This window comes from Bradyrhizobium sp. LTSPM299, assembly GCF_000938235.1.
GTDB lineage: Bacteria > Pseudomonadota > Alphaproteobacteria > Rhizobiales > Xanthobacteraceae > Bradyrhizobium.
Genome location: NZ_JYMU01000046.1, coordinates 20,754 through 39,783, shown reverse-complemented (window position 1 = coordinate 39,783; position 19,030 = coordinate 20,754). Strand labels below are relative to the sequence as shown.

The following is a 19,030-nucleotide window of genomic DNA, read 5'->3' as shown; positions in this document are numbered from 1 at the left end:
CCTCACTCCAGCTGATTCACCTGCTTCACCCACACCCGCACATCGGTGAGCACGTCGGGCAGTACGGCCTTGACCTCCTGCACGGTCATGCCGGCCTTGATGCGGGGGTCGTAGAGCAGGTTGAGCAGATACTGGTCGTAGACGTCGAAAAAGCCCATCGAGACGCTGTCGTTGAACATGGTCCACGGCACGCTCGCGGTGTCGTTGATCGGGCCGAGCGACTGCAGCAGCTCTTCATAGGCGCAGTCGAGAAAGACGAAATCGCCGTTGTCGACGGTGAGGATCACGTCGGAATGCTCGATCTCGTAGCTGTCGTTCTTGCGGAATCCGGACAGGCATTGCGGGTCGAGCGAAGAGCGGATCTCCTTGGCGCGCTCGCGGCCATAGAAGGTCGCGATGGTGCGGTTGAGGTCGTGGTCGCGCACCATCTTGACCCGCACATTGGCGGCCTCGCTGTCCTCGGTCATCGCGATATCGAGATGCTTGATCCTGGTGCCGATGTCGGCGACGACCTTCGCAAGCTGGGCCTTGCGGTCGGCGCGGTTGCCGTCGGCGAAAACGCGCACCGGGCTGTCGTATTTGCGGATGCGGTCGACGCGACCGGCGAGATGATATTCGGCGCCGAACGCGGTCTTCAGGAAGCCGTCGACGATCTCGCTGTCGGTGAAGACCTTCTTCTCGGTGCGCTGGCGCGCGGCGATCGCCGGAATCTCGACAGCGACCGCTGGTGCGATGGCATCGGCCAGCATAGCAACAAGGGTAGCGGCAAGCGCCACGGCGAGACGAGGCAGGATCTGAGATCGGTGTCGGCGCATTCAGACAACGCTGCCGCAAGGCTTGCAGCAGCGCAAGGCCATATCAGCCGGCGCGCCGGCGCGCCCTTGAGACCGACGCGATCAGTTCTTCACGACAACGGTGGCGCCGACCGAGACGCGATCGTAGAGGTCCTTGACGTCGTCATTGGTCATGCGGAAGCAGCCCGACGAGACCGCCTGGCCGATCGTCTCGGGCTCGTTCGAGCCGTGGATGCGATACAGCGTCGAGCCGAGATACATTGCGCGCGCGCCGAGCGGGTTCTCGATGCCGCCGGCCATGTGGCGCGGGAGATCGGGGCGGCGGCGCAGCATGTCCGACGGCGGCGTCCACGACGGCCATTCCTTCTTGGCGGTGATGCGGTGGGTTCCGCCCCAGCGGAAACCGTCGCGGCCGACGCCGATGCCGTAGCGCAGCGCCTGGCCGCCCGGCAGCACCAGATAGAGCCGGCGTTCGGCGGTGTTCACGACGATGGTGCCGGGGGCATATTCGGTCGCGTAGTTGACCGTGGTGCGCGGGATCGTGCTCGCGCCGCTGCCGAAGAAGTTCGGTCCACCGCCCATGATGTCGCGGGTGTCGCCAAAACCTTCGGCCTGAACCTGGCTGGCGCCTGCCAGCAAGGTGAGCGCGGTAAACATCAGGGCAATCGGTCGCATCGTTATCGTCCTCGGCGAACCATCAAGTATCTACCAGAGAGGCCACAATTGCCGGCCTTTCGCAAGCGACGAAGCCGTGACATCAGGCACTTTCAGACAACACGGTTTAAAAGGCAACAGACCGTAAGCGATACCAGCATTGCCCGGCTAAACCTTTGACGAAGTGGACGAACAATGGTTGATCTGAGCCCGATCTCAAGAACATCTCTGAAGGGAGCGAGAGCATGAATGGTGCGGAAAGCCTGGTGCGGACGTTGGTCGCAGGCGGCGTCGATGTCTGCTTCACCAATCCGGGCACCTCGGAGATGCATTTCGTCGCCGCGCTGGACAAGGTCCCGGGCATGCGTTGCGTGCTCGGCCTGTTCGAGGGCGTGGTGACGGGGGCGGCCGACGGTTATTTCCGCATGAAGGGCACGCCAGCTTCGACGCTGCTGCATCTCGGGCCCGGCCTCGCCAATGGTCTCGCCAATCTGCACAACGCCAAGAAGGCTAATTCCGGCGTCGTCAACATCGTCGGCCAGCACGCGACCTATCACATCGAATACAACGCGCCGCTGACCTCCGATATCGAGGGCCTGGCACGGCCGATGTCGGCCTGGGTGCGGACCTCGCCGGATGCGAAATCGGTCGCCGGGGACGGCGCCGCCGCGATCGCCGCCGCCAGCGGTTCGCCGCCGCAGATTGCGACCTTGATCCTGCCCGCCGACACCGCGTGGAACGAGGCCGACGGCGTGGCGCAGGTGCCGGTGGGCTCCCAGCGTGAGAGCTACTCTCCGCAGGCCGTCGAGAATACCGCGAAGCTGCTGCGCAGCGGCGAACCGGTCTTGCTGCTGATGACCGGCAGCGCGGTGACCGAGCAGGGACTGGCGCTGGCGGCGCAGATCGCCGGCAAGACCGGCTGCAAGGTGATGGGTCCGCTGGCCAGCCCGAGGATGGCGCGCGGACGCGGGCGGTTTTCGATCGACCGGGTGCCTTACGTGATTGAGCTGGCGCAGGCGTCGCTGAAGGGCTTTCGGCACATCGTTCTGCTCGAAGCCAACGAACCCGTGGCGTTTTTTGCCTATCCGAACAAGCCGAGCCTGCTGAAGCCGGAAGGTTGCGAGATCCATCGCATGACCGCAAGCGGGGAGAACTCGGTGGCGGCGCTGGAGGCGCTGGCCTCGGCGGTCGGCGCAAAGCCTTTCGATGTGAAGCCGCAAGCGGCGGTCGAACTGGTCAAGCCGACCGGTGCCTTGAACCATGCGTCGATCGCACAGGCGATCGCCGTGGCGATTCCCGACAACGCCATCCTGGTCGACGAATCCATCACGACCGGGCGCGGCTTCTTTCCGGTGATGGCGGGCGCCGCCCCGCACGACTGGATTCAGAATCTGGGCGGCTCGATCGGCTACTCGACTCCGGTCGCGACCGGTGCGGCGGTGGCCTGTCCGGACCGCAAGGTGATCTGCATGGTCGGCGACGGCAGTGCGATGTACACGATCCAGTCGCTGTGGACCCAGGCGCGCGAAGGGCTCAACGTCCTCACCATCGTGTTCGCCAACCGGATCTACCAGATCCTGCGCGGCGAGTTCGATGGCGTCGGCGCCGGCGAGCCGGGCAAGCGCGCGCAGGACATGCTGAAGATCGATCGCCCGACGCTCGACTTCGTCGCGCTCGCCAAGGGCATGGGCGTGCCGGCCCGCGCCGTGACGACCGCCGACGAGTTCAACAAGGCGCTGGCGGACGCCATCGCCGAGCCCGGACCGCGGCTGATCGAAGTGCAGATGTAGGAGCATGATCCGGAAAAGTGGGAACCGGTTTTCCCCTGCGACAAACGCGAAGCGTTTGTGCTGAGATCATGCTCAACTAAAAGGTTCCAATAGCCGCGGCGGCGGCGCTGTCAGTCGGAGATGTCATGCAGACCGAACTGAACAAGGTGATCGCCGCGCTGCAGGAGTTTTACGCGCAGGAGAGTTTCCTGCTGGAACGCGATCTGGGCGAGCGGACACTCACCCACCGTCTTGCGGTCTATGTCGAGCGGCAGTTTTCCGGCTGGCAGGTCGATTGCAACTACGACCGGCTGGGCGACCGCACGCTGCGGCTGCCGCACGGATCTGTTGTCTCGACCGACGACCATCTCGGCAAGTCGATCTATCCCGACATCGTGGTGCATCAGCGCGACATTCCCAACAATCTGCTCGCCATCGAAGTCCGCAGGGACAACAACCACCAGCCGATCGAGCATGATCAGCACAAGCTGCGGGCGCTGACCGACCCGCATGTCTGGTTCGCCTTCGCGACCGGCGTGCTGGTGACGCTGGGACGCAACCGGGTGAGCTCATCCGAGGTCTATGTCGGCGGCGGCATCGCGCGACCGGCCTCGCTCTGGTTTGCCGAGCGGCTGCGCGTCAGCGGATTGATGGAGACGCGGGACGATGGCGCTCAGCATTAAGTTCAATGCGCGAGTCTGCCGTGATAGCCCGTTTGGATCATGCGCCGCCGTCGCCTCCGCGCCACAACTGAAGGCGCGGCAGGTGGAGCAATTAAAGGGGCTGGTGGTCATTTTTAAGAACGATCGAATAGCGGTGAGATCACCGGTTCCGCTTCTCTTTCGCTCCCCCTTCCGCACTTCAATTCAAGAGCCCGTTCTTCAACGGCCCGGCACTCGCCGGCGACGTCGCGGGCCAGAACGGCAAGAGGCCGCCCAACGGGCGGCCTGTCGCGTGATCGTCGAACGTTCGACGGCTCTTCTTTATTGCTTGGTCGCCTCGTCGCCGGATTTCGTGCTCGACTTCTTGGCCGCTTTCTTCGCCTTCTTCGGCGCCATCTTGGTCGTATCGCTCTTGGCTGCCGTGTCACTGCTTGGTGCAGCGGGTGCTGCGGCCTTGTCCTGCGCGAATGCGCTGGACGACACAAAGGCGAGGGCAGTGGCGGCGAGGATCAGAGTTCGCATCGGATGGTTCTCCCATTTTCTTTCCGGCGCGCCTCAACGGGACAGAATGTCGCAGGTTCCGCTTTCACTGATCAGGTGTCCGTGATCAGCGGGTCGTCGTCAGAATGCGTGGAACCGGGAACTTCGATCGGCGTTGTGCTGATGGGCAGGATTTCCGAGGAGACGCGCCATGCGCTGGCGATCGATGACGGAAACGACCGACGCGATGCTCGACACCGCTCCCGACGACGCCTTCTACGCCGCCGGATGGACCATCAGCGGGGTGGCGACGCTCGCGACCATCGTCGCGGTCTGGATGTTCGGGATCTGAGGGAACTCGCTTCCGGAGCGCCCGCGTTCGATTGGCGGCCGGTAGGCCGCCCGTCGGCGGGTTCACTTCCGCAGAATAACGATCGCTTCGCGATAGAGCTGCGAGAAAGAGATCACGAGCGCGCTCGACAGCAGGAAGGTCGAGATGCTGTCGTAATCGGCTGCGGTCGGCCAGGAGAATTCAAAGTAGGGCGGCATGAATGCCCAGATCACGATCGGAATCGTGATGATAGTGGCAAAAGCCCCGGCAGGCGCGCCGCCGAGCAGGCCCGCAATCAGGATCGCGGGCACGAAGCCTGCGAAATAAAGCTGCATGCCGAAGGTCGCAAACACTTCCTGCATCGCGGTGGTCAATATCACGATCAGCAGCGCCGCGACGAACGTCGACAACGACCACGGCTGCAACCTCAAAATGTAGTCATTGCTCTTGCGCATTCAGTTCCCCCGGCCCCCCGAGTTCCCGGAAGGTAGCCGAGGAGGACCTCAAATAAAAGACCGTAGGACTCCGCGGGTGGGCGCGGATCCAACACGGTCACCGCGCTGCAAAATCGGGCGTCGACGGTCAACTCTCCGCCTTCATTGTCGGCTTATTGCAATGCGGCAGGGTGAGTGTGGGACAAAGCAATGCTGGGACTTCTAATCATTGTCATCGTCTTCGGTATCGGGGTCGGCACGGGATATGGCTGGCGTGAGATGATCTCGCGCCGCCGGCGCAGGATAGCGCGCGGCGATCTTCCGCCAGCCCAGTCGCAACCGCGCGAGCCCGCGCCGTTGGTTGCCGGTGCGGAGCGCACTGACGCCATCAATCTCGAGCGCCTTCTCGTCGCCGCGAATGACGACTTGTCCGGCCGACGCCGGCAGCAGCCGCACGGCAGGCAGCAGGCCGATCAGACAGTCCGGCCCGATGAATTCGACGGCGCCGTCCGCGGCCTCCTCGGCGAACTCAACCGGCGCCCATCCGCGCCGTCAGCGTCACAGCACCATCACCTCTCCCGTGTGAACCACAATCCGTAGGCCTGGCTCACCTGATCAAGCGATGATGGTCGTCTGAAAAATCATGTTATATCAATTGGTTGCGGCCAAATTGGCCCATAGGTGCCATGGCTGGCCTTGCTACATTACGCCCCTCTCCTTGGAACGAGCTCAGGCTGTGGAAGTGACCCGACGTGATTGAACACGATTACGACACGATCATCATCGGCGGAGGTTCCGCCGGAGCGACGTTGGCCGCGCGCCTCAGCGAAGACCCGGCGCATCGCGTTCTGCTGCTCGAGGCCGGGCAGGATCTGCGCACCGCGACCACGCCGGACCACATCCGCATCCCGAACCCGATGCGCGCCATCGGCGATGACGACTTCCGTTGGCCGAAGCTCCTGGCGCGACGCACCGAGCGGCAGCAGCCGCTGCTGCTCTGGCGCGGCCGCGCCATGGGCGGCAGCTCGACAATCAACGGCCAGATCGCGATCCGCGCCGTGCCCGACGACATCGACCGCTGGGCGGCCGAGGGCTGCACCGGCTGGTCTTGGGACGAGATCCTGCCCTATTTCTGCAAGCTCGAAGCCGACAAGAACTTCCCCGACGCGCCCTATCACGGCGATCGCGGTCCGATCCCGGTGTATCGCGCTCCGATCCCGGATTGGGGCGATGTCGACCGTGCCTTGCGCTCATCCGCGCTCACCCTCGGCTACGGCTGGTGTGAGGATCACAACGCGCCGACCGGCACCGGCGTCTCGCCCTACGCCATCAACAGCGAGGCCGGACTTCGGATCTCCACCAATGACGGCTATCTGGAGCCGGCGCGCGGCCGCGCCAACCTTCACATCGTCGGTCATGCCCTGGTCGACACCATCGCCTTCGAGGGCAACCGGCTGCACGCCAGTGGCGTCCAGGTCCGCGTCAACGGCCAATCCTACACGCCCCGCGCGACGCAAGAGGTGATCCTCTGTGCCGGCGCCATCCATTCGCCGGCCATCCTGCAACGCTCCGGCATCGGGCCCACAGCCCTGCTGGAGACGCTCGGCATCCCGATCCGCGCGGACTTGCCGGTGGGCGAGAACCTGCTCGACCATCCGATCGTGAGCGCACTGCTGCATTTGCGCGACGGCAGCCAGGTGAGCACGCCGATGCACCGGCACACCAATTGCTGCCTTCGCTACTCGTCCGGCCTCGCAGGCGCCGGCGACAACGACATGATCATGATCGCAGGCAATCTCGCCCGCTCGCCGCAATCGATGTCTGATGTCACGCTGGGGCGCATCGCGGTCTCCGTCTATCAGGCCTTCAGCCAGGGCCACGTCCGCATCACCACCGTCGACCCCGAGGTCGATCCTGATGTCGAGGAGCGCATGCTGTCCGACCCCAGCGATCTGGTGCGCCTGCGCGACGGCGTCCGCCGCGTGCGCGATATCTGCCTGCAGCCCGGAGTGACCGATATCGCTCACCGCGTCGATTACGGCGCCAGCGGACGCTCGATGGACGAGCCGTTCAGCGACGCCGAACTGGATGACTGGCTGTTTGCCGAGTGCAGCGACGCGCAGCACGCGAGCGGGACCTGCCGCATGGGCGCGCCGGACGACGCGCGCTCGGTCGTCGATCCCGAGTGCCGGGTGATCGGATGCACGGGGTTGCGCGTGATCGACGCCTCGATCATGCCGGAAGTCCCACGCGCCAACACCCATTTGACCACGGTTGCCATCGCCGAGCGCATGGCGGATCGGTTAAGCGGAGCGAGGTAAGGACGCCGATCAGGCGCTGTTGCCCTTCAGCCGTTCGTTGCGCCGGCGCAAGCCTTCCAGGGTGGCGAGCAGGATGACTGACACCGTCGTCAGGATCACCGCCGCCGCCGTGATGGTCGGGCTGATGTTCTCGCGGATGCCGCTGAACATTTCGCGGGGCAAGGTGCGCTGCTCCGGTCCGGCCATGAACAGCACGATGATCACCTCATCGAAGCTGGTCGCAAAGGCGAACAGCGCGCCCGACGCCAGGCCGGGCAGGATCAGCGGCAGGATCACCCGGCGGAAGGCGTAGAGCGGCGAGGCGCCGAGCGAGGCTGCGGCACGCGCCAGGTTCATGTCGAAGCTTTGCAGCGTCGCGCCGACCGTGATCACCACAAAGGGCGTCGCCAGCGCGGTGTGGGCCAGGATCAAACCCAGGTAGCTGCCGGTCAACCCGATCGGGGCAAAGAAGAAGTACAAGCCGACCGCGGTGATGACTCCAGGCACGACCACCGGCGACAGCACGACCGCGAGCACCAGCGGCTTGAACTTGCTCTTCCACTGCGCCAGGCCCAGTGCGGCCAGCGTGCCGAGCACCATGGACAGAACGGTCGCGGCGACGCCGATGATCATGCTGTTCTTCAATGACATCATCCAGCGCGGGGAGCCGATGAAGTCCTCGTACCATCGTAAAGAGAGGCCTGGCAGCGGATAGGTCAGGTAGGAGCCGGAACTGAAGGACAGCGGCATGATCGCCAGGATTGGCGCCATCAGGAAGAAGAACACCAGCGTGGAGGCAACGATCGTCGTGGTCCACGCGATGCGCTGGCTGGGCGTGCGGAGAGCAGGGAGGCCGCTCAATTCTTCATTCCTCCCGTGACTTGCTGGCCGGAGACCAGTTTTCCGTAGACGGCGGCCAGCAGCAGGGTGGCGAGCAGCAGCACCGCACCCAGCGCCGAGGCCAAGCCCCAATTGACCGTTTCGGTTGTGTAGAGGGCGATGAAGTAGCTGATCATTTGATCGGGGGCGCCGCCGACGAGTGCGGGCGTGATGTAGTAGCCAAGCGCCAGGATGAAGACGAGCAGGCATCCCGCCCCGATGCCCGGCAGCGTCTGCGGCAGGTAGATCCGCAGGAAGGCGCTGACGGGCGACGCGCCGAGCGACGCGGCGGCACGCATGTAAGCTGGCGAGATCGCCTTCATGCTGCTGTACAGCGGCAGGATCATGAAGGGCAGCAGAACGTGGGTCATCGCCACATAGACGCCGAAGCGGTTGTAGATCAGGCGCAACGGCTCGTCGATGATGCCGAGCCAGCGCAGGCTGTCGTTCACGACGCCCTCTTTCTGCAATACCACAATCCAGGCGCAGGTCCGCACCAAGAGCGAAGTCCAGAACGGCAGCAACACGAAGATCATCAGCAGGTTCGACCGGCCGGGCGGCAGTGCCGCCAGCAGGTAGGCGACCGGGAAGCCCAGGATCAGGCAGAGCACGGTGACGCCGAAGCTGATGGTGAAGGTGCGGGCGAACAGGTCGCGGTAGATCGCCTGATCCGGCGGGGCTGCGACGATCCCACCATCCACGTTCCGGGTCAGGTCGAGCGCCGCCAGCAGATAGAAGCTGGTCATCGGGCCACTGGCGCCCTTGATCGCCGTCCAGGTGGCGCGTTCACCCCACGCCGGGTTGATCTTGCCCAGCGTCTCCTTGGCCGTGCCCGGCTCCGGCGCGGCCTTCAGGTTGCGCGCGGTGCTGGCCAGGATGGTGCGGAAGCCATTCAGTGCGTAGTTCAGCCGCTTGGATGCGATGGCGACGGTGCCGGCGGCACGCGCGGCCTGGATGTCATCAGCCAGCGCCGCGTAGGCCTTTTCGTCGGGCACGTCCTTGCCGTCCCAGTCGGCCAGCGCAGCCACGGTCTGGGGCAGGACCTTACCCACCTCCCAATCGTCGACCGAGCGCCAGAGCATGCCGGCGATGGGACCCAGGAAAGTGAACAGCAGAAACAGAAGGAGCGGCAGGATCAGCGCCAGTGCCTTGAATTGGTGCGCCCGCTCCGCCCGTTTCAGGCGCCGCTTGAGCGGCACCCCGGTCGGCGCATCGGCGCTGGTCAGGAACGCTTCCGCCATCGGTTGAGCCCTGCGCGCGCTATTTCGCAGCCCACTTGTTGAAGCGCTCGGTCAGGCGGTCGATGTTTTCAAGCCAGAAGATGACGTTGATCTCTACCGCGTTCTTGATGTTATCAGGCGCAGTCGGCAGGTCCTTCAGAACGGCCGGCTGCAGGTGAGCTGCGGCATCCTTGTTCGAGGTACCGTAGGCAATGTTCTCCGACAGCTTGGCCTGGTTCTCGGCCTTGCCGACGAAGTCCAGGAACTTGTAGGCGGCGTCCTTGTTCGGGCTGCCCTTCAGGATCACCCAGCTGTCGATGGTGTAGAGCGCTCCGTTCCAAACCATGCCGAAGTTCTTCTTCTCGCTCTTGTTGGCGGCATCGATGCGGCCGTTGTAGACCGACGTCATCGCCACTTCGCCGGACGCGAGCAGCTGCGGCGGCTGGGCGCCAGCCTTCCACCAGACAATGTCGTTCTTGATGGTGTCCAGCTTCTTGAAGGCGCGCTCGATGCCCTCGTCGGTGGCCAGCACCTTGTAGACGTCCTTCGGCGCGACGCCGTCAGCGATGAGGGCAATCTCCAGCGTGGTCTTTGGACCCTGGCGCAGGCTGCGCTTGCCCGGATACTTCTTGGTGTCGAAGAAGTCGGCCCAGCTCGTCGGCGCGTCCTTCAGCTTGTCCTTGTCGTAGCCGAGCACGAAATCGTACACGATGGCGCCAATGCCGCAGGGATCGACCGCCGCCGGCAGATAAGCGGCCTCGCTGCCGATGTTCGAATAATCGATCTTCTCGAACAGGCCTTCCTCGCAGCCAACCGCCAGTTCGTCGCTCTCGACCTGGACCACATCCCAGGTGGCGGCTCCGCCCTGCACCTTGGCGCGCAGCACGCCGATGCCGCCGTCCCAGGACTCGTCGTTCATCGGACTACCGGCCTTCCTGAACGGCTCGAAATAAACCTTCTTCTGGGCATCCTGGTACGCACCGCCCCACGACACGACGGTGAGGTCACGCGCCTGCGCGGCCGTGGCCAGCGCAATGCCGGCGGTGAACGTCGCGGCGAATCCCAGCGCTATCTTAAGCTTCGGCATCGTCTTGGTTCCTTCTTCATGCGAGTTGCATCTTGGAAATGGATGCGTCCCGGCCCGATCGCTCGGGGGCGGACTGCAGCATTCGATCATACGGGATCAAGGGCCAGGCAATCTTCGGGACGGAAGGTGATGGACACGCTTTGACCATGGCTCAGGCCGCCATGCGCGCCCGGCTGAAGCTTGACCATGAACTCCCCGTTGCCGGCGACCGCGAGCACGGCCAGAGCGTGGTCGCCGAGATAGATGGTGCTGTGCACCGTGGCCCGCAGGCGGTTCGGCCCGTCGCTGGCCTCGTCGTCCATCAGGATGGAGACCCGCTCCGGTCGCACCGACAGCGACGTGGTGGCGCCTGCGCCTGTTACGTTGACCGCCTGTGCCATCACGGAGCCGCCGGAGGCGAGCGCCACGCGGCAATATCCCTGTTCGATATTTTCGACGGTGCCGGCCAGCACGTTGTTCTCGCCGACGAAGTTGGCGACGAAGCTGTTGACCGGGTGCTCGTATAGTGTGCTGGGCTTGTCGATCTGCTGCACGATGCCGTCGTTGAACACGGCAATGCGGTCGGACATGGTGAGCGCCTCACTCTGGTCGTGGGTCACGTAGACGACGGTGATGCCCATGGTCTCGTGCAGTTGCTTGATCTCGAGTTGCATTTGCTCCCGCAGGCGCTTGTCCAGGGCGCCCAGGGGCTCGTCCATCAGCACGAGCTGCGGGTTGAAAACCAGCGCGCGCGCGAGCGCCACGCGCTGCTGCTGGCCGCCGGACAGCTGCCCGGGCCGCCGGTGCGCCAGGTTTTCCAGCTTGATCATGCGTAGCGCCGTCCGCACGCGCTCCTGCGCCTCCGCCTTGTTGACCTTGCGGACGGACAGCGGGAAGGCGACGTTCTCTTCGATCGTCAGGTGCGGAAACAGGGCGTAGTTTTGGAAGACCATGCCGATGTCGCGCTTGTGCGGCGGCATGTTCTTGATGGGCCGGTCAGCGAGGTAGATCTCTCCATGGGTCGGAACCTCAAAGCCCGCCAGCATCATCAGCGTGGTCGTCTTGCCCGAGCCCGAAGGACCCAGCAGGGTGACGAACTCGCCCTTTCCGATGTCGAGGTCGAGGTTCTTCACCACGAGGTGTTCGCCGTCGTAGGTCTTCTGAATGCCGGCAAAGCGCACCAACGCCGGCGCTGATGTGACCATGCCGCCGTCCATACCTTCCTCCCGTCCCGTCGATGAGCTCCAGGTCGGGACTAGCATCAGCGAGGATTTCCAGAAGATGCGGCGTCGACTTTATGACGGTGCACGAGCGCTACGTCCAATACGTGATCAACCCGCAAAGACCATGCGCAACAGCAGGTGGGTCCGCTACAGCGCCGTCAGCTCCTGGTCCAGACTGGCGAGAAACAGCTTAGCACCGTCCGCCGAGAATACCAGCGGCGCACAGCCATACTGCTTCGCGCAAACGCTTCTCGGGAAATTCCATCGACGCTTGGCGCGTCCCGTATGTTGACGCGGAGGCGGGCCGGCCTGGTGAGAGAGCAGATGTTCTTCTCCGGAACCAGCCGAGGCGCATCATGTCATACGCCTCGGCCCGATCGTACCGCAACTAGCGGTCCCACCCCGCGTGCCTGTCGTCCCCGTCAGGTTTGATGCAAGTGAAACTCGATGCACTGTTGCTGTTGCCTCCGGTGTACTTGGCCCATTGAGGGAATGGGCAGAGAGGTCGCGTAAAGGTCACCGTGCCGGCCGGGTTGAGTTTCGAGGCGATCAGGTTCCGCGGCGGGACGCCGTTCTCCACCCAATTGGAGATCGGCGTCAGCAGATCGATGGTGTCGGCACCGGGGCCTCCGCCGCAATGGTTGACGCCGGGCAGGGTGTACAGACGCAAATTGTCTCTGGCTCTATCGCCCACGACTTCCCGAAGGCGCTCGACGAATCGAACCGAGCCGGCGACTGGAACGAGCGCATCCTCGCCGCCGCTCCAGACGATCAGCTTGCCGCCATCGCTGACGTATCGGGCGGCGCCGAACAACGAACCCGTCATGTCGTCAACCCGGCCGAACTGGTTCGAGATGAACGAGAAGTCCCGCTGCAGGTTGAAGCTCGAAATGGTGAAGGCCGGGTTGTTGTAAGCCATGGCCAGAAAGCCTTGGCCGAGCCCCTGGCCGCCTCCGAGCACCGCGCTCAGCCCGCTCACGAGGTTGCCGATGCCGTAAGGCGCTCCGATCACCTCGTGATTGAGCAGCAGATCGCTCTGCAGGGTCTTGACCGCCGTGAGCTCGGTTGGCGTCAGGCATGCCGGCGTATCGACGCCCGCCGGGCACGCCAGCACCGCCGGGTCGAACTGGCACTTGCCTGGATTGGAGATGATGCCGTCGGCAATCCCGTCGAGAGCGTCGCACTTTGCGACTTCCGCGTTGTAGAGCGCCGTCAACTTCGCCGGGAAGGTTGCGAGATTGAAGGAGCCCGTGACGTTGACGACACGTGCCCAGACGGCTGTCAGGCCGGCCATGTCGCCGCCGCCCACGCGCTCGTCCGCATGGCCCCAGACACCGTCACCGCCGATCACGCCGTCGTAGTCTTGCCGGAATTTCGAGGCCGCGACGGACGCGTTCTTGCCGCCGTTCGAGCAACCGTCGAAATACCGATAGCTTGCCGGCCTGCCGTAATAGGCCCGGATCATGGCACGGGCGACGGTGTCGGTGTCGCCGATCGCGGTGTAGGCATATCCGAGAACGAGTTGCTGGTTGCCGGCGAAGGTCGGGCCGGGATACTGCGACGCGCGGTGCCCGCCGTTCGAGGCGCCGATCGCGTAGCCATCAGCAAGCAGATTCACGTTGTACGACGCGGGCGCGTTTTGCGCGATCGTGCCGTCGAAGCCGCCGCCGCCGAGATGCAGATAGCGGCCCTTCCATTTCACCGGCAGCCGCACCTCTATGTCGGTCTGCGGAGCGACGGTGGCGAGCACGTTGCAGTAGGCGGGCGTCGCGCCGGTCGCGGCGACCGCAGTGGCGCTGGTAATTGTCGTGTTCGGGATATTGAGGGACGTAAGACCGGCACAGGGGGTCGTCGCGAAGGCCTGGCTTGCGCCGAGAATGGTTGTCGTCAGCAGCGATCCCGCGAATGCGAGCCTGGTCGGTGCAAAGTGAGCTGAGGTCGCGCGCAGTCCTTGTCTGCTCATTGGTACCCTCCCTGTTTGAATTCGGTCCCCAGCGAGGAGGCCGTTTGTACCGCTAAGATTGACCGTCCGGTCGGTCAATGCAAGGAGTTTTTGCTTGGCGCTGTGGAGAGGCGGCAAGTGTTGCGCGAAGATGAAACGCTTCTGGGGCTGGGCGGCCGCCAAAACGCGGTCGGTCCATAGGCTGCTTCGGTCAGGTCGTGTGCCGGGACTTACCGGTGTTTGATTTGTAAAATCGCCCTTATTGATCTAGATCAGAGATCAATCACAGGCCGATCTGCACACGCCGATTTGGCAGACAACGGAATAGGATATATGGCCCGCTCCCGCGCGAAGGATTACGACGACAAGCGTCGCCTGATCCTGCATCGTTCGGCCCAGCTGTTCGCGGAATCGGGCTACGTCGGAACCTCGATGAACACGGTCGCGGATGCCTGCGGCGTGTCGAAGGCGCTGCTCTATCACTATTATCCGGATAAGGAGGCGATTCTCTTCGACATCCTGTCCGCCCATCTCGAAAAGCTGGTCGCGGCCGTCGAGAAGGCCGACGACGCGACTGCCAATCCCCAGGCGCGGTTGAAGACGATCATATCGACCCTGCTCGAGCAATACCGACACGCCGATGCCGAGCATCAGGTGCAGATCGCCAGCCTTAAGCTGCTGCCGAAGGAAAAGCAGCAGCCCTTGTTGGCGAGGGAAAGGGTTCTCGTCGACATTCTCGCCGCCGCGCTTGCCGCCGCGCGACCAAGTGTGAGCCACAAGCGTGTGCTGAAGCCGCTCACCATGACGGTCTTCGGCATGCTGAACTGGCACTATCTCTGGTTCCGCGAAGGCGGCCCGATGACGCGGGCGGAATATGCTGACTTCGTCACGCGCCTCGTCCTGGCCGGCGCCGCCGACGCTGCTGCGGCGGTCTCGCGATCGAACGGCAAGTCCAAGTCGACGAGCAAAGGTCGGCAGAAAGAGCTGCTTTAGCGGCAGTCTCCCTAAATTAAGTCCGCATCGCGTTCATCGTCAGGAGCTCGTAGGTGGCAGCGGTTTCTCCTGTCCCCGTCGTGATCTCGACGTCCCAGCGGACCTCGCCATATTGCTTGTTGCGCGGAGCCTTTTCTTTCGCGGTCAACCTGACTTTGATGGCCTCTCCGGGCTGGACCGGCTTGAGAAAGCGCAAGGAGTCGAGGCCGTAATTGGCCAACACCGGTCCGTATTCGGGATCGACGAACAGACCGGCGGCGAACGACAGCAGCAGATATCCGTGCGCGACGCGGCCCGGAAAGAAGGGATGTCCCTTGGTCGCTTCCTCGTCCATGTGCGCGTAGAAAGTATCGCCGGTGAAGTGGGCGAAGTGCTCGACGTCGTCCAGGGTGATCGTCCGTTCTTTCGAGATGAAGGTCCGGCCGATATCGAGGTCATCGTAATGATAGCGGAAGGGATGCAGATCGCCCTCGAGCACGGGAGCGCCTTTGGACCAGCGACCAGTCACCCCAGCAAGCATCGCGGGAGATCCCTGCAACGCGGTGCGCTGCATGTAGTGCTGCAGGCTGCGGATGCCGCCGAGCTCCTCGCCGCCGCCGGCTCGGCCCGGACCGCCGTGGACCATTTGCGGAAGTGGCGACCCGTGGCCGGTCTGCTCCGCGGCGCAGTCACGATCGATGAAGACCATACGGCCGTGGAAGCTGCCGATGCCGAATGTGAGTTCGGCGGCGGTGGCTGTGTCGTGGGTATACACCGAGGCGACGAGACTGCCGCCGCCGCGGTTTGCAAGCGCGATGGCGTCGTCCAGGTCGTCGTAGCCCATGACGGTGCAGATCGGGCCGAAGGCCTCGATCTCATGAACGGCGGTCGCAGCTCGCGGATTGGCGCAGTGCAGGAGGATCGGAGGCAGGAAGGCGCCTCGCGAGGCGTCGGCATCGATCGGACGGAAGTGATCGATATCACCGGCCACGAGTTCGGCTTCCGTGCGCAGCTTCACCAGATTTGCCAGCACGTCGTGTCGTTGGGCGAGGCCCACCAGCGGCCCCATTCTGACCGAGGCGAGTTCGGGATTGCCGACGGTCACCTTCGACAGCCGCTCGCGCAGCGCCGCCACGACGGCATCGATATGCGCCGCCGGCGCCAGCGCACGACGAATCGCGGTGCATTTTTGCCCGGCCTTCGCAGTCATTTCCTTCGCCACTTCCTTGACGAACAGGTCGAACTCGGGACTTCCGGGCGCTGCATCCGGCGCGAGAACGGCGGCGTTGAGCGAGTCTCTCTCCGCAATGAACCGGACGGCTTCGCGCGAAATCACCGGATGCCGCTGTAGCTTCTCTGAGGTGTCGGCCGAACCGGTGAAGGAGACCACGTCCTGGCAGGTGAGGTGATCGAACAGGTCTCCGGTCGAGCCGACGACGAACTGCAACGCGCCTTCGGGCAGGATGCCGGATGCGACGATGGTCCGCATCAGCTCATGCGCGACGTAGGACGTGACGGTCGCGGGCTTGGTGACGATTGGAACGCCGGCGAGCAGGGCAGGCGCGAGCTTTTCGAGCAGGCCCCAGCAGGGGAAGTTGAACGCATTGATGTGGACCGCCACGCCGCGGAGCGGCATCACCACATGCTCGCCGGCGAAGGTGCCGCCCTTGGAGAGCACCTCGATGTTCCCGTCGATCAGAAATTTTGAGTTCGGAAGCTCGCGGCGGCCTTTACCGGCATACGCGAACAATGTGCCGATACCGCCGTCGACGTCGATCAAGGCGTCCGTCCGTGTGGCGCCGGCCTGGAACGAAAGCTTGTAAAGCACCTCCTTGTGCGCGGACAGATGCTCGGCAAGCTTCTTCAGCATGGCGGCCCGTTGATGGAAGGTCAGCTTCCGCAAATTGCGGCCGCCGATCGTCCGCCCATAGGCAAGGATCTCGCGCATGTCGAAGCCGCCGCTGGTTGCGAGCGCGACCACGTCGCCGGTGACGGCGCTGCGCACCTCGGTGTGAACCTGCCCGGTCGACCATTTTCCGCCGATGAAGCTCTCGAGCCTTATGACGTCCTCCGCCGCCTGGCTCGGCAGCGCGCTGTTGGTTTGAGGCTTTGTCATTGAAGTTATTCCTTGGTCTAAGTGTGCGGTGAGACCGATGCTGTTCCAGCGGGTCGATTATAGCCGTCCGGTGAAGTTCGGAGAACGCTTTTCCAGGAAGGCGCTGACGCCTTCCGCGTAGTCGGAGTTCCGGCCGGCCCGGCCCTGAAGATCGCGTTCGAGATCGAGTTGTGCATCGAGGCTGTTGGTTTCGGCGGCGTCGAAAGCCTGTTTGATCAACGCGAGACCATCGGTGGGCTGGCGGGCGAAATAGGCACCCAGCCGATGGGCCTCCGTCATCAGCTCGGCATCATCGACCATCTTCCAGATCATGCCCCAGGCCTCGGCCTTATCAGCGGGAATGCTCTCGGCGAGAAGCGCCAGCGCGCGTGCCCGCGCACCGCCGATGAGGCGTGGCAGGAACCAGGTTCCGCCGGAGTCAGGGACGAGGCCGAGCTTCGCGAAGGCCTGACTGAATCTGGCGGAGCGCGCGGCGATCACGATATCGCACGCGAACGCGACATTGGCGCCGGCGCCCGCGGCGATGCCATTGACCGCGCAGATTACTGGCATCGGCAGATTGCGCAGCTTGCGCACAAGCGGGTTGTAGTACTTCGCAATCGGAACCGAGAGATCCGGCGTCTCGCCTGGCGTGAACACCCCGTCGGACAGGTCCTGGCCGGCGCAGAAGCCGCGTCCCGCACCGGTCAGGATCACGGCACGGCAGGCCTTGTCATGCTCCGCGTCGGTCAGTGCGACAAAAAGCGCGGTGTGCATTTCGGCGGTGAAGGAATTGAGTCGGTCGGGTCGGTTGAGCGTCAGCACGCGATATCCGTCCCTGAAATCAGTCAGTACGAGGTCTTTCTGCATGTTCGCCTCCCGCTGCAGCTTCTGACGGCTGCGATCTAAGGTCCGCCAGAGAATTACTATTGACCATCCGGTCGGTCAATTATAATTATCCCCATCAACAATATGTGCGGGGGCGCGATCGGGCGGACCTCGACAAGGGAGGGATTCACGGCATGCGGTATCTGGATCAACTGAGCCGGCGTGCGGTCGGCTGCCTGCTGGGTGTCTCCGCCCTTGCGATCGCGATGGGTCCGGCCCGTGCGGCGGATACGGTCAAGGTCGGCGCCGTCCTTTCGATTAGTGGGCCTGCGTCCTTCCTGGGAGATCCCGAAGACAAGACGCTGAAAATGTACGTCGACAGGATCAACGCCGCCGGCGGGGTCGCCGGCAAGAAGATCGAGCTGATCGTGTACGACGACGGCGGCGACGCCAGCAAGGCGCGCACCTTCGCGACCCGTCTTGTCGAGGATGACAAGGTGTCTGCCATGGTAGGCGGCTCGACCACCGGCACGACGATGGCGATGATCCCCGTCTTCGAGGAGGCCAAGGTGCCGTTCATCTCGCTTGCCGGCGCCATCGAGGTCGTCGACCCCGTCCGTAAGTACGTCTTCAAGACGCCGCACACGGACAAGATGGCCTGCGAGAAGATTTTTGAGAACCTCAAGCAGCGCAGTCTCCTGAAGATCGCAGTGATCTCCGGGACCGACGGTTTTGGCACCTCGATGCGGGTGCAGTGTCTCAAGGTCGCGGGGACCTATGGCATCCAAATCGTCGCAGACGAGACCTACGGTCCGCGCGACACCGACATGACGGCGCAGTTGACGAAGATCAAGAACACCGCCGGGGTCCAGGCGGTCATCAATCCCGGCTTTGGCCAAGGACCGGCAATCGTCACCCGCAACTACGCCCAGCTGGGGATGTCGGCAACGCCGCTCTACCAAAGCCATGGCGTCGCTTCGAAGAGCTTCATCGAGCTTGCGGGCCCCGCGGCCGATGGCGTCCGGCTGCCGGCCGCGGCGCTTCTGGTCGGGGACAAGTTGCCCGACAGCGATCCGCAGAAGAAAATCGTCGTGGACTACAAGCAGACCTACGAGGCCTCGGCCAAGCAACCGGTGTCCACGTTCGGTGGTCACGCCTATGACGGTCTTTTCATTCTGGTCGACGCGATCAAGCGCGCCAACTCCGCTGATTCCGACAAGATCCGCGACGAGATCGAGAAGACCAAGGGCTTCGTCGGAACAGGAGGAATCGTGACGATGTCCCCGACCGACCACCTCGGTCTCGACCTTACGGCGTTCCGGATGCTCGAGATAAAGGGTGGGGATTGGACGCTGATCCAATCCGGAAGCTGACGGGTCTT

18 protein-coding genes are annotated in these 19,030 nt (G+C 63.9%); 7 read left to right on the top strand and 11 right to left on the bottom strand.

All coding sequences use genetic code 11. The annotated features are described in order from the left end of the window. Positions 1–2: 2 nt before the first annotated feature. On the bottom strand, positions 3–815 hold the full coding sequence (locus UP10_RS22245) for a DUF2927 domain-containing protein (protein WP_082077219.1): 813 nt from the start codon (positions 813–815) through the stop codon (positions 3–5). A gap of 81 nt (positions 816–896) precedes the next feature. After that, positions 897–1,451, bottom strand: coding sequence for a L,D-transpeptidase (locus UP10_RS22240; protein ID WP_044589407.1), 555 nt, complete (start codon positions 1,449–1,451; stop codon positions 897–899). 242 nt (positions 1,452–1,693) lie between these two features. Here UP10_RS22240 and UP10_RS22235 point away from each other — a divergent pair, with 242 nt between their 5' ends. Beyond that, positions 1,694–3,238, top strand: coding sequence for an acetolactate synthase large subunit (locus UP10_RS22235; protein WP_044589406.1), 1,545 nt, complete (start codon positions 1,694–1,696; stop codon positions 3,236–3,238). Positions 3,239–3,363: 125 nt separating this feature from the next. After that, the gene (locus UP10_RS22230; protein ID WP_044589405.1) at positions 3,364–3,900 is read left to right on the top strand and encodes a hypothetical protein; all 537 of its coding nucleotides are present in this window, start codon (positions 3,364–3,366) and stop codon (positions 3,898–3,900) included. A 300-nt stretch (positions 3,901–4,200) separates the two neighbouring features. On the opposite strand, the gene UP10_RS22225 is transcribed toward UP10_RS22230, so the two are convergent. Continuing rightward, the gene (locus UP10_RS22225; RefSeq protein ID WP_044589404.1) at positions 4,201–4,401 is read right to left on the bottom strand and encodes a hypothetical protein; all 201 of its coding nucleotides are present in this window, start codon (positions 4,399–4,401) and stop codon (positions 4,201–4,203) included. Between the two features lie 169 nt (positions 4,402–4,570). On the opposite strand from UP10_RS22225, the gene UP10_RS44490 reads away from it, so the two are divergent. Next, positions 4,571–4,711, top strand: a complete 141-nt coding sequence (locus UP10_RS44490) for a hypothetical protein (RefSeq protein ID WP_156164624.1) — start codon at positions 4,571–4,573, stop codon at positions 4,709–4,711. Between the two features lie 62 nt (positions 4,712–4,773). On the opposite strand, the gene UP10_RS22220 is transcribed toward UP10_RS44490, so the two are convergent. Then, entirely contained in the window at positions 4,774–5,145 is a 372-nt protein-coding gene (locus UP10_RS22220; RefSeq protein WP_044589403.1) for a DUF4118 domain-containing protein, read from the bottom strand. 189 nt (positions 5,146–5,334) lie between these two features. On the opposite strand from UP10_RS22220, the gene UP10_RS22215 reads away from it, so the two are divergent. After that, positions 5,335–5,724, top strand: coding sequence for a hypothetical protein (locus tag UP10_RS22215; RefSeq protein ID WP_044589402.1), 390 nt, complete (start codon positions 5,335–5,337; stop codon positions 5,722–5,724). 152 nt (positions 5,725–5,876) lie between these two features. After that, the gene (locus tag UP10_RS22210) at positions 5,877–7,445 is read left to right on the top strand and encodes a GMC family oxidoreductase (protein ID WP_044589401.1); all 1,569 of its coding nucleotides are present in this window, start codon (positions 5,877–5,879) and stop codon (positions 7,443–7,445) included. 9 nt (positions 7,446–7,454) lie between these two features. Here UP10_RS22210 and UP10_RS22205 read toward each other — a convergent pair whose 3' ends face one another. The 5 genes from UP10_RS22205 to UP10_RS22185 form a co-directional block, all read right to left on the bottom strand. Next, positions 7,455–8,285: an ABC transporter permease gene (locus UP10_RS22205; protein WP_044589400.1), complete on the bottom strand. Its 831-nt coding sequence runs from the start codon at positions 8,283–8,285 to the stop codon at positions 7,455–7,457. Further along, positions 8,282–9,544 (bottom strand): ABC transporter permease, encoded by a 1,263-nt coding sequence (locus tag UP10_RS22200; RefSeq protein ID WP_044589399.1) that lies wholly within the window; start codon positions 9,542–9,544, stop codon positions 8,282–8,284. The genes UP10_RS22205 and UP10_RS22200 overlap by 4 nt, the downstream gene beginning before the upstream one ends. 19 nt (positions 9,545–9,563) lie before the next feature. Next, positions 9,564–10,610 (bottom strand): ABC transporter substrate-binding protein, encoded by a 1,047-nt coding sequence (locus UP10_RS22195; protein WP_044589475.1) that lies wholly within the window; start codon positions 10,608–10,610, stop codon positions 9,564–9,566. Between the two features lie 86 nt (positions 10,611–10,696). Continuing rightward, on the bottom strand, positions 10,697–11,806 hold the full coding sequence (locus tag UP10_RS22190; RefSeq protein WP_044589398.1) for an ABC transporter ATP-binding protein: 1,110 nt from the start codon (positions 11,804–11,806) through the stop codon (positions 10,697–10,699). Between the two features lie 394 nt (positions 11,807–12,200). Then, positions 12,201–13,775: a tannase/feruloyl esterase family alpha/beta hydrolase gene (locus UP10_RS22185; RefSeq protein WP_044589397.1), complete on the bottom strand. Its 1,575-nt coding sequence runs from the start codon at positions 13,773–13,775 to the stop codon at positions 12,201–12,203. Between the two features lie 312 nt (positions 13,776–14,087). Between UP10_RS22185 and UP10_RS22180 the strand changes: the two genes are divergently transcribed. Next, complete coding sequence (locus tag UP10_RS22180; RefSeq protein WP_044589396.1) at positions 14,088–14,747, top strand: TetR/AcrR family transcriptional regulator; 660 nt, start codon at positions 14,088–14,090, stop codon at positions 14,745–14,747. Between the two features lie 16 nt (positions 14,748–14,763). Here the strand turns inward: UP10_RS22180 and paaZ are convergent, their stop codons facing one another. Together paaZ and paaG are read right to left on the bottom strand one after the other, a co-directional pair. Then, positions 14,764–16,842 carry a phenylacetic acid degradation bifunctional protein PaaZ gene (paaZ, locus tag UP10_RS22175; RefSeq protein WP_502692235.1) on the bottom strand — a complete coding sequence of 693 codons (2,079 nt, stop codon included), beginning with the start codon at positions 16,840–16,842 and terminating at the stop codon, positions 14,764–14,766. A 57-nt stretch (positions 16,843–16,899) separates the two neighbouring features. Next, positions 16,900–17,691, bottom strand: a complete 792-nt coding sequence (gene paaG / locus UP10_RS22170; protein ID WP_044589395.1) for a 2-(1,2-epoxy-1,2-dihydrophenyl)acetyl-CoA isomerase PaaG — start codon at positions 17,689–17,691, stop codon at positions 16,900–16,902. A 152-nt stretch (positions 17,692–17,843) separates the two neighbouring features. Here paaG and UP10_RS22165 point away from each other — a divergent pair, with 152 nt between their 5' ends. After that, a complete protein-coding gene (locus tag UP10_RS22165) occupies positions 17,844–19,022 on the top strand; it encodes an ABC transporter substrate-binding protein (protein ID WP_156180208.1) in 1,179 nt (392 codons plus the stop codon). Positions 19,023–19,030 lie beyond the last annotated feature (8 nt).

Bases quoted from the DNA above. Each gene is read 5' to 3' on its own strand.
- UP10_RS22195 (WP_044589475.1), bottom strand. From the start codon at position 10,610: ATGCCGAAGCTTAAGATAGCGCTGGGATTCGCCGCGACGTTCACCGCC.
- paaZ (WP_502692235.1), bottom strand. From the start codon at position 16,842: ATGACAAAGCCTCAAACCAACAGCGCGCTGCCGAGCCAGGCGGCGGAG.
- UP10_RS22200 (WP_044589399.1), bottom strand. From the start codon at position 9,544: ATGGCGGAAGCGTTCCTGACCAGCGCCGATGCGCCGACCGGGGTGCCG.
- UP10_RS22215 (WP_044589402.1), top strand. From the start codon at position 5,335: ATGCTGGGACTTCTAATCATTGTCATCGTCTTCGGTATCGGGGTCGGC.
- UP10_RS22240 (WP_044589407.1), bottom strand. From the start codon at position 1,451: ATGTTTACCGCGCTCACCTTGCTGGCAGGCGCCAGCCAGGTTCAGGCC.
- UP10_RS22245 (WP_082077219.1), bottom strand. From the start codon at position 815: ATGCGCCGACACCGATCTCAGATCCTGCCTCGTCTCGCCGTGGCGCTT.
- UP10_RS22190 (WP_044589398.1), bottom strand. From the start codon at position 11,806: ATGGACGGCGGCATGGTCACATCAGCGCCGGCGTTGGTGCGCTTTGCC.
- UP10_RS22180 (WP_044589396.1), top strand. From the start codon at position 14,088: ATGGCCCGCTCCCGCGCGAAGGATTACGACGACAAGCGTCGCCTGATC.
- UP10_RS22235 (WP_044589406.1), top strand. From the start codon at position 1,694: ATGAATGGTGCGGAAAGCCTGGTGCGGACGTTGGTCGCAGGCGGCGTC.
- UP10_RS44490 (WP_156164624.1), top strand. From the start codon at position 4,571: ATGCGCTGGCGATCGATGACGGAAACGACCGACGCGATGCTCGACACC.
- UP10_RS22165 (WP_156180208.1), top strand. From the start codon at position 17,844: ATGCGGTATCTGGATCAACTGAGCCGGCGTGCGGTCGGCTGCCTGCTG.
- UP10_RS22220 (WP_044589403.1), bottom strand. From the start codon at position 5,145: ATGCGCAAGAGCAATGACTACATTTTGAGGTTGCAGCCGTGGTCGTTG.
- UP10_RS22230 (WP_044589405.1), top strand. From the start codon at position 3,364: ATGCAGACCGAACTGAACAAGGTGATCGCCGCGCTGCAGGAGTTTTAC.
- paaG (WP_044589395.1), bottom strand. From the start codon at position 17,691: ATGCAGAAAGACCTCGTACTGACTGATTTCAGGGACGGATATCGCGTG.
- UP10_RS22225 (WP_044589404.1), bottom strand. From the start codon at position 4,401: ATGCGAACTCTGATCCTCGCCGCCACTGCCCTCGCCTTTGTGTCGTCC.
- UP10_RS22185 (WP_044589397.1), bottom strand. From the start codon at position 13,775: ATGAGCAGACAAGGACTGCGCGCGACCTCAGCTCACTTTGCACCGACC.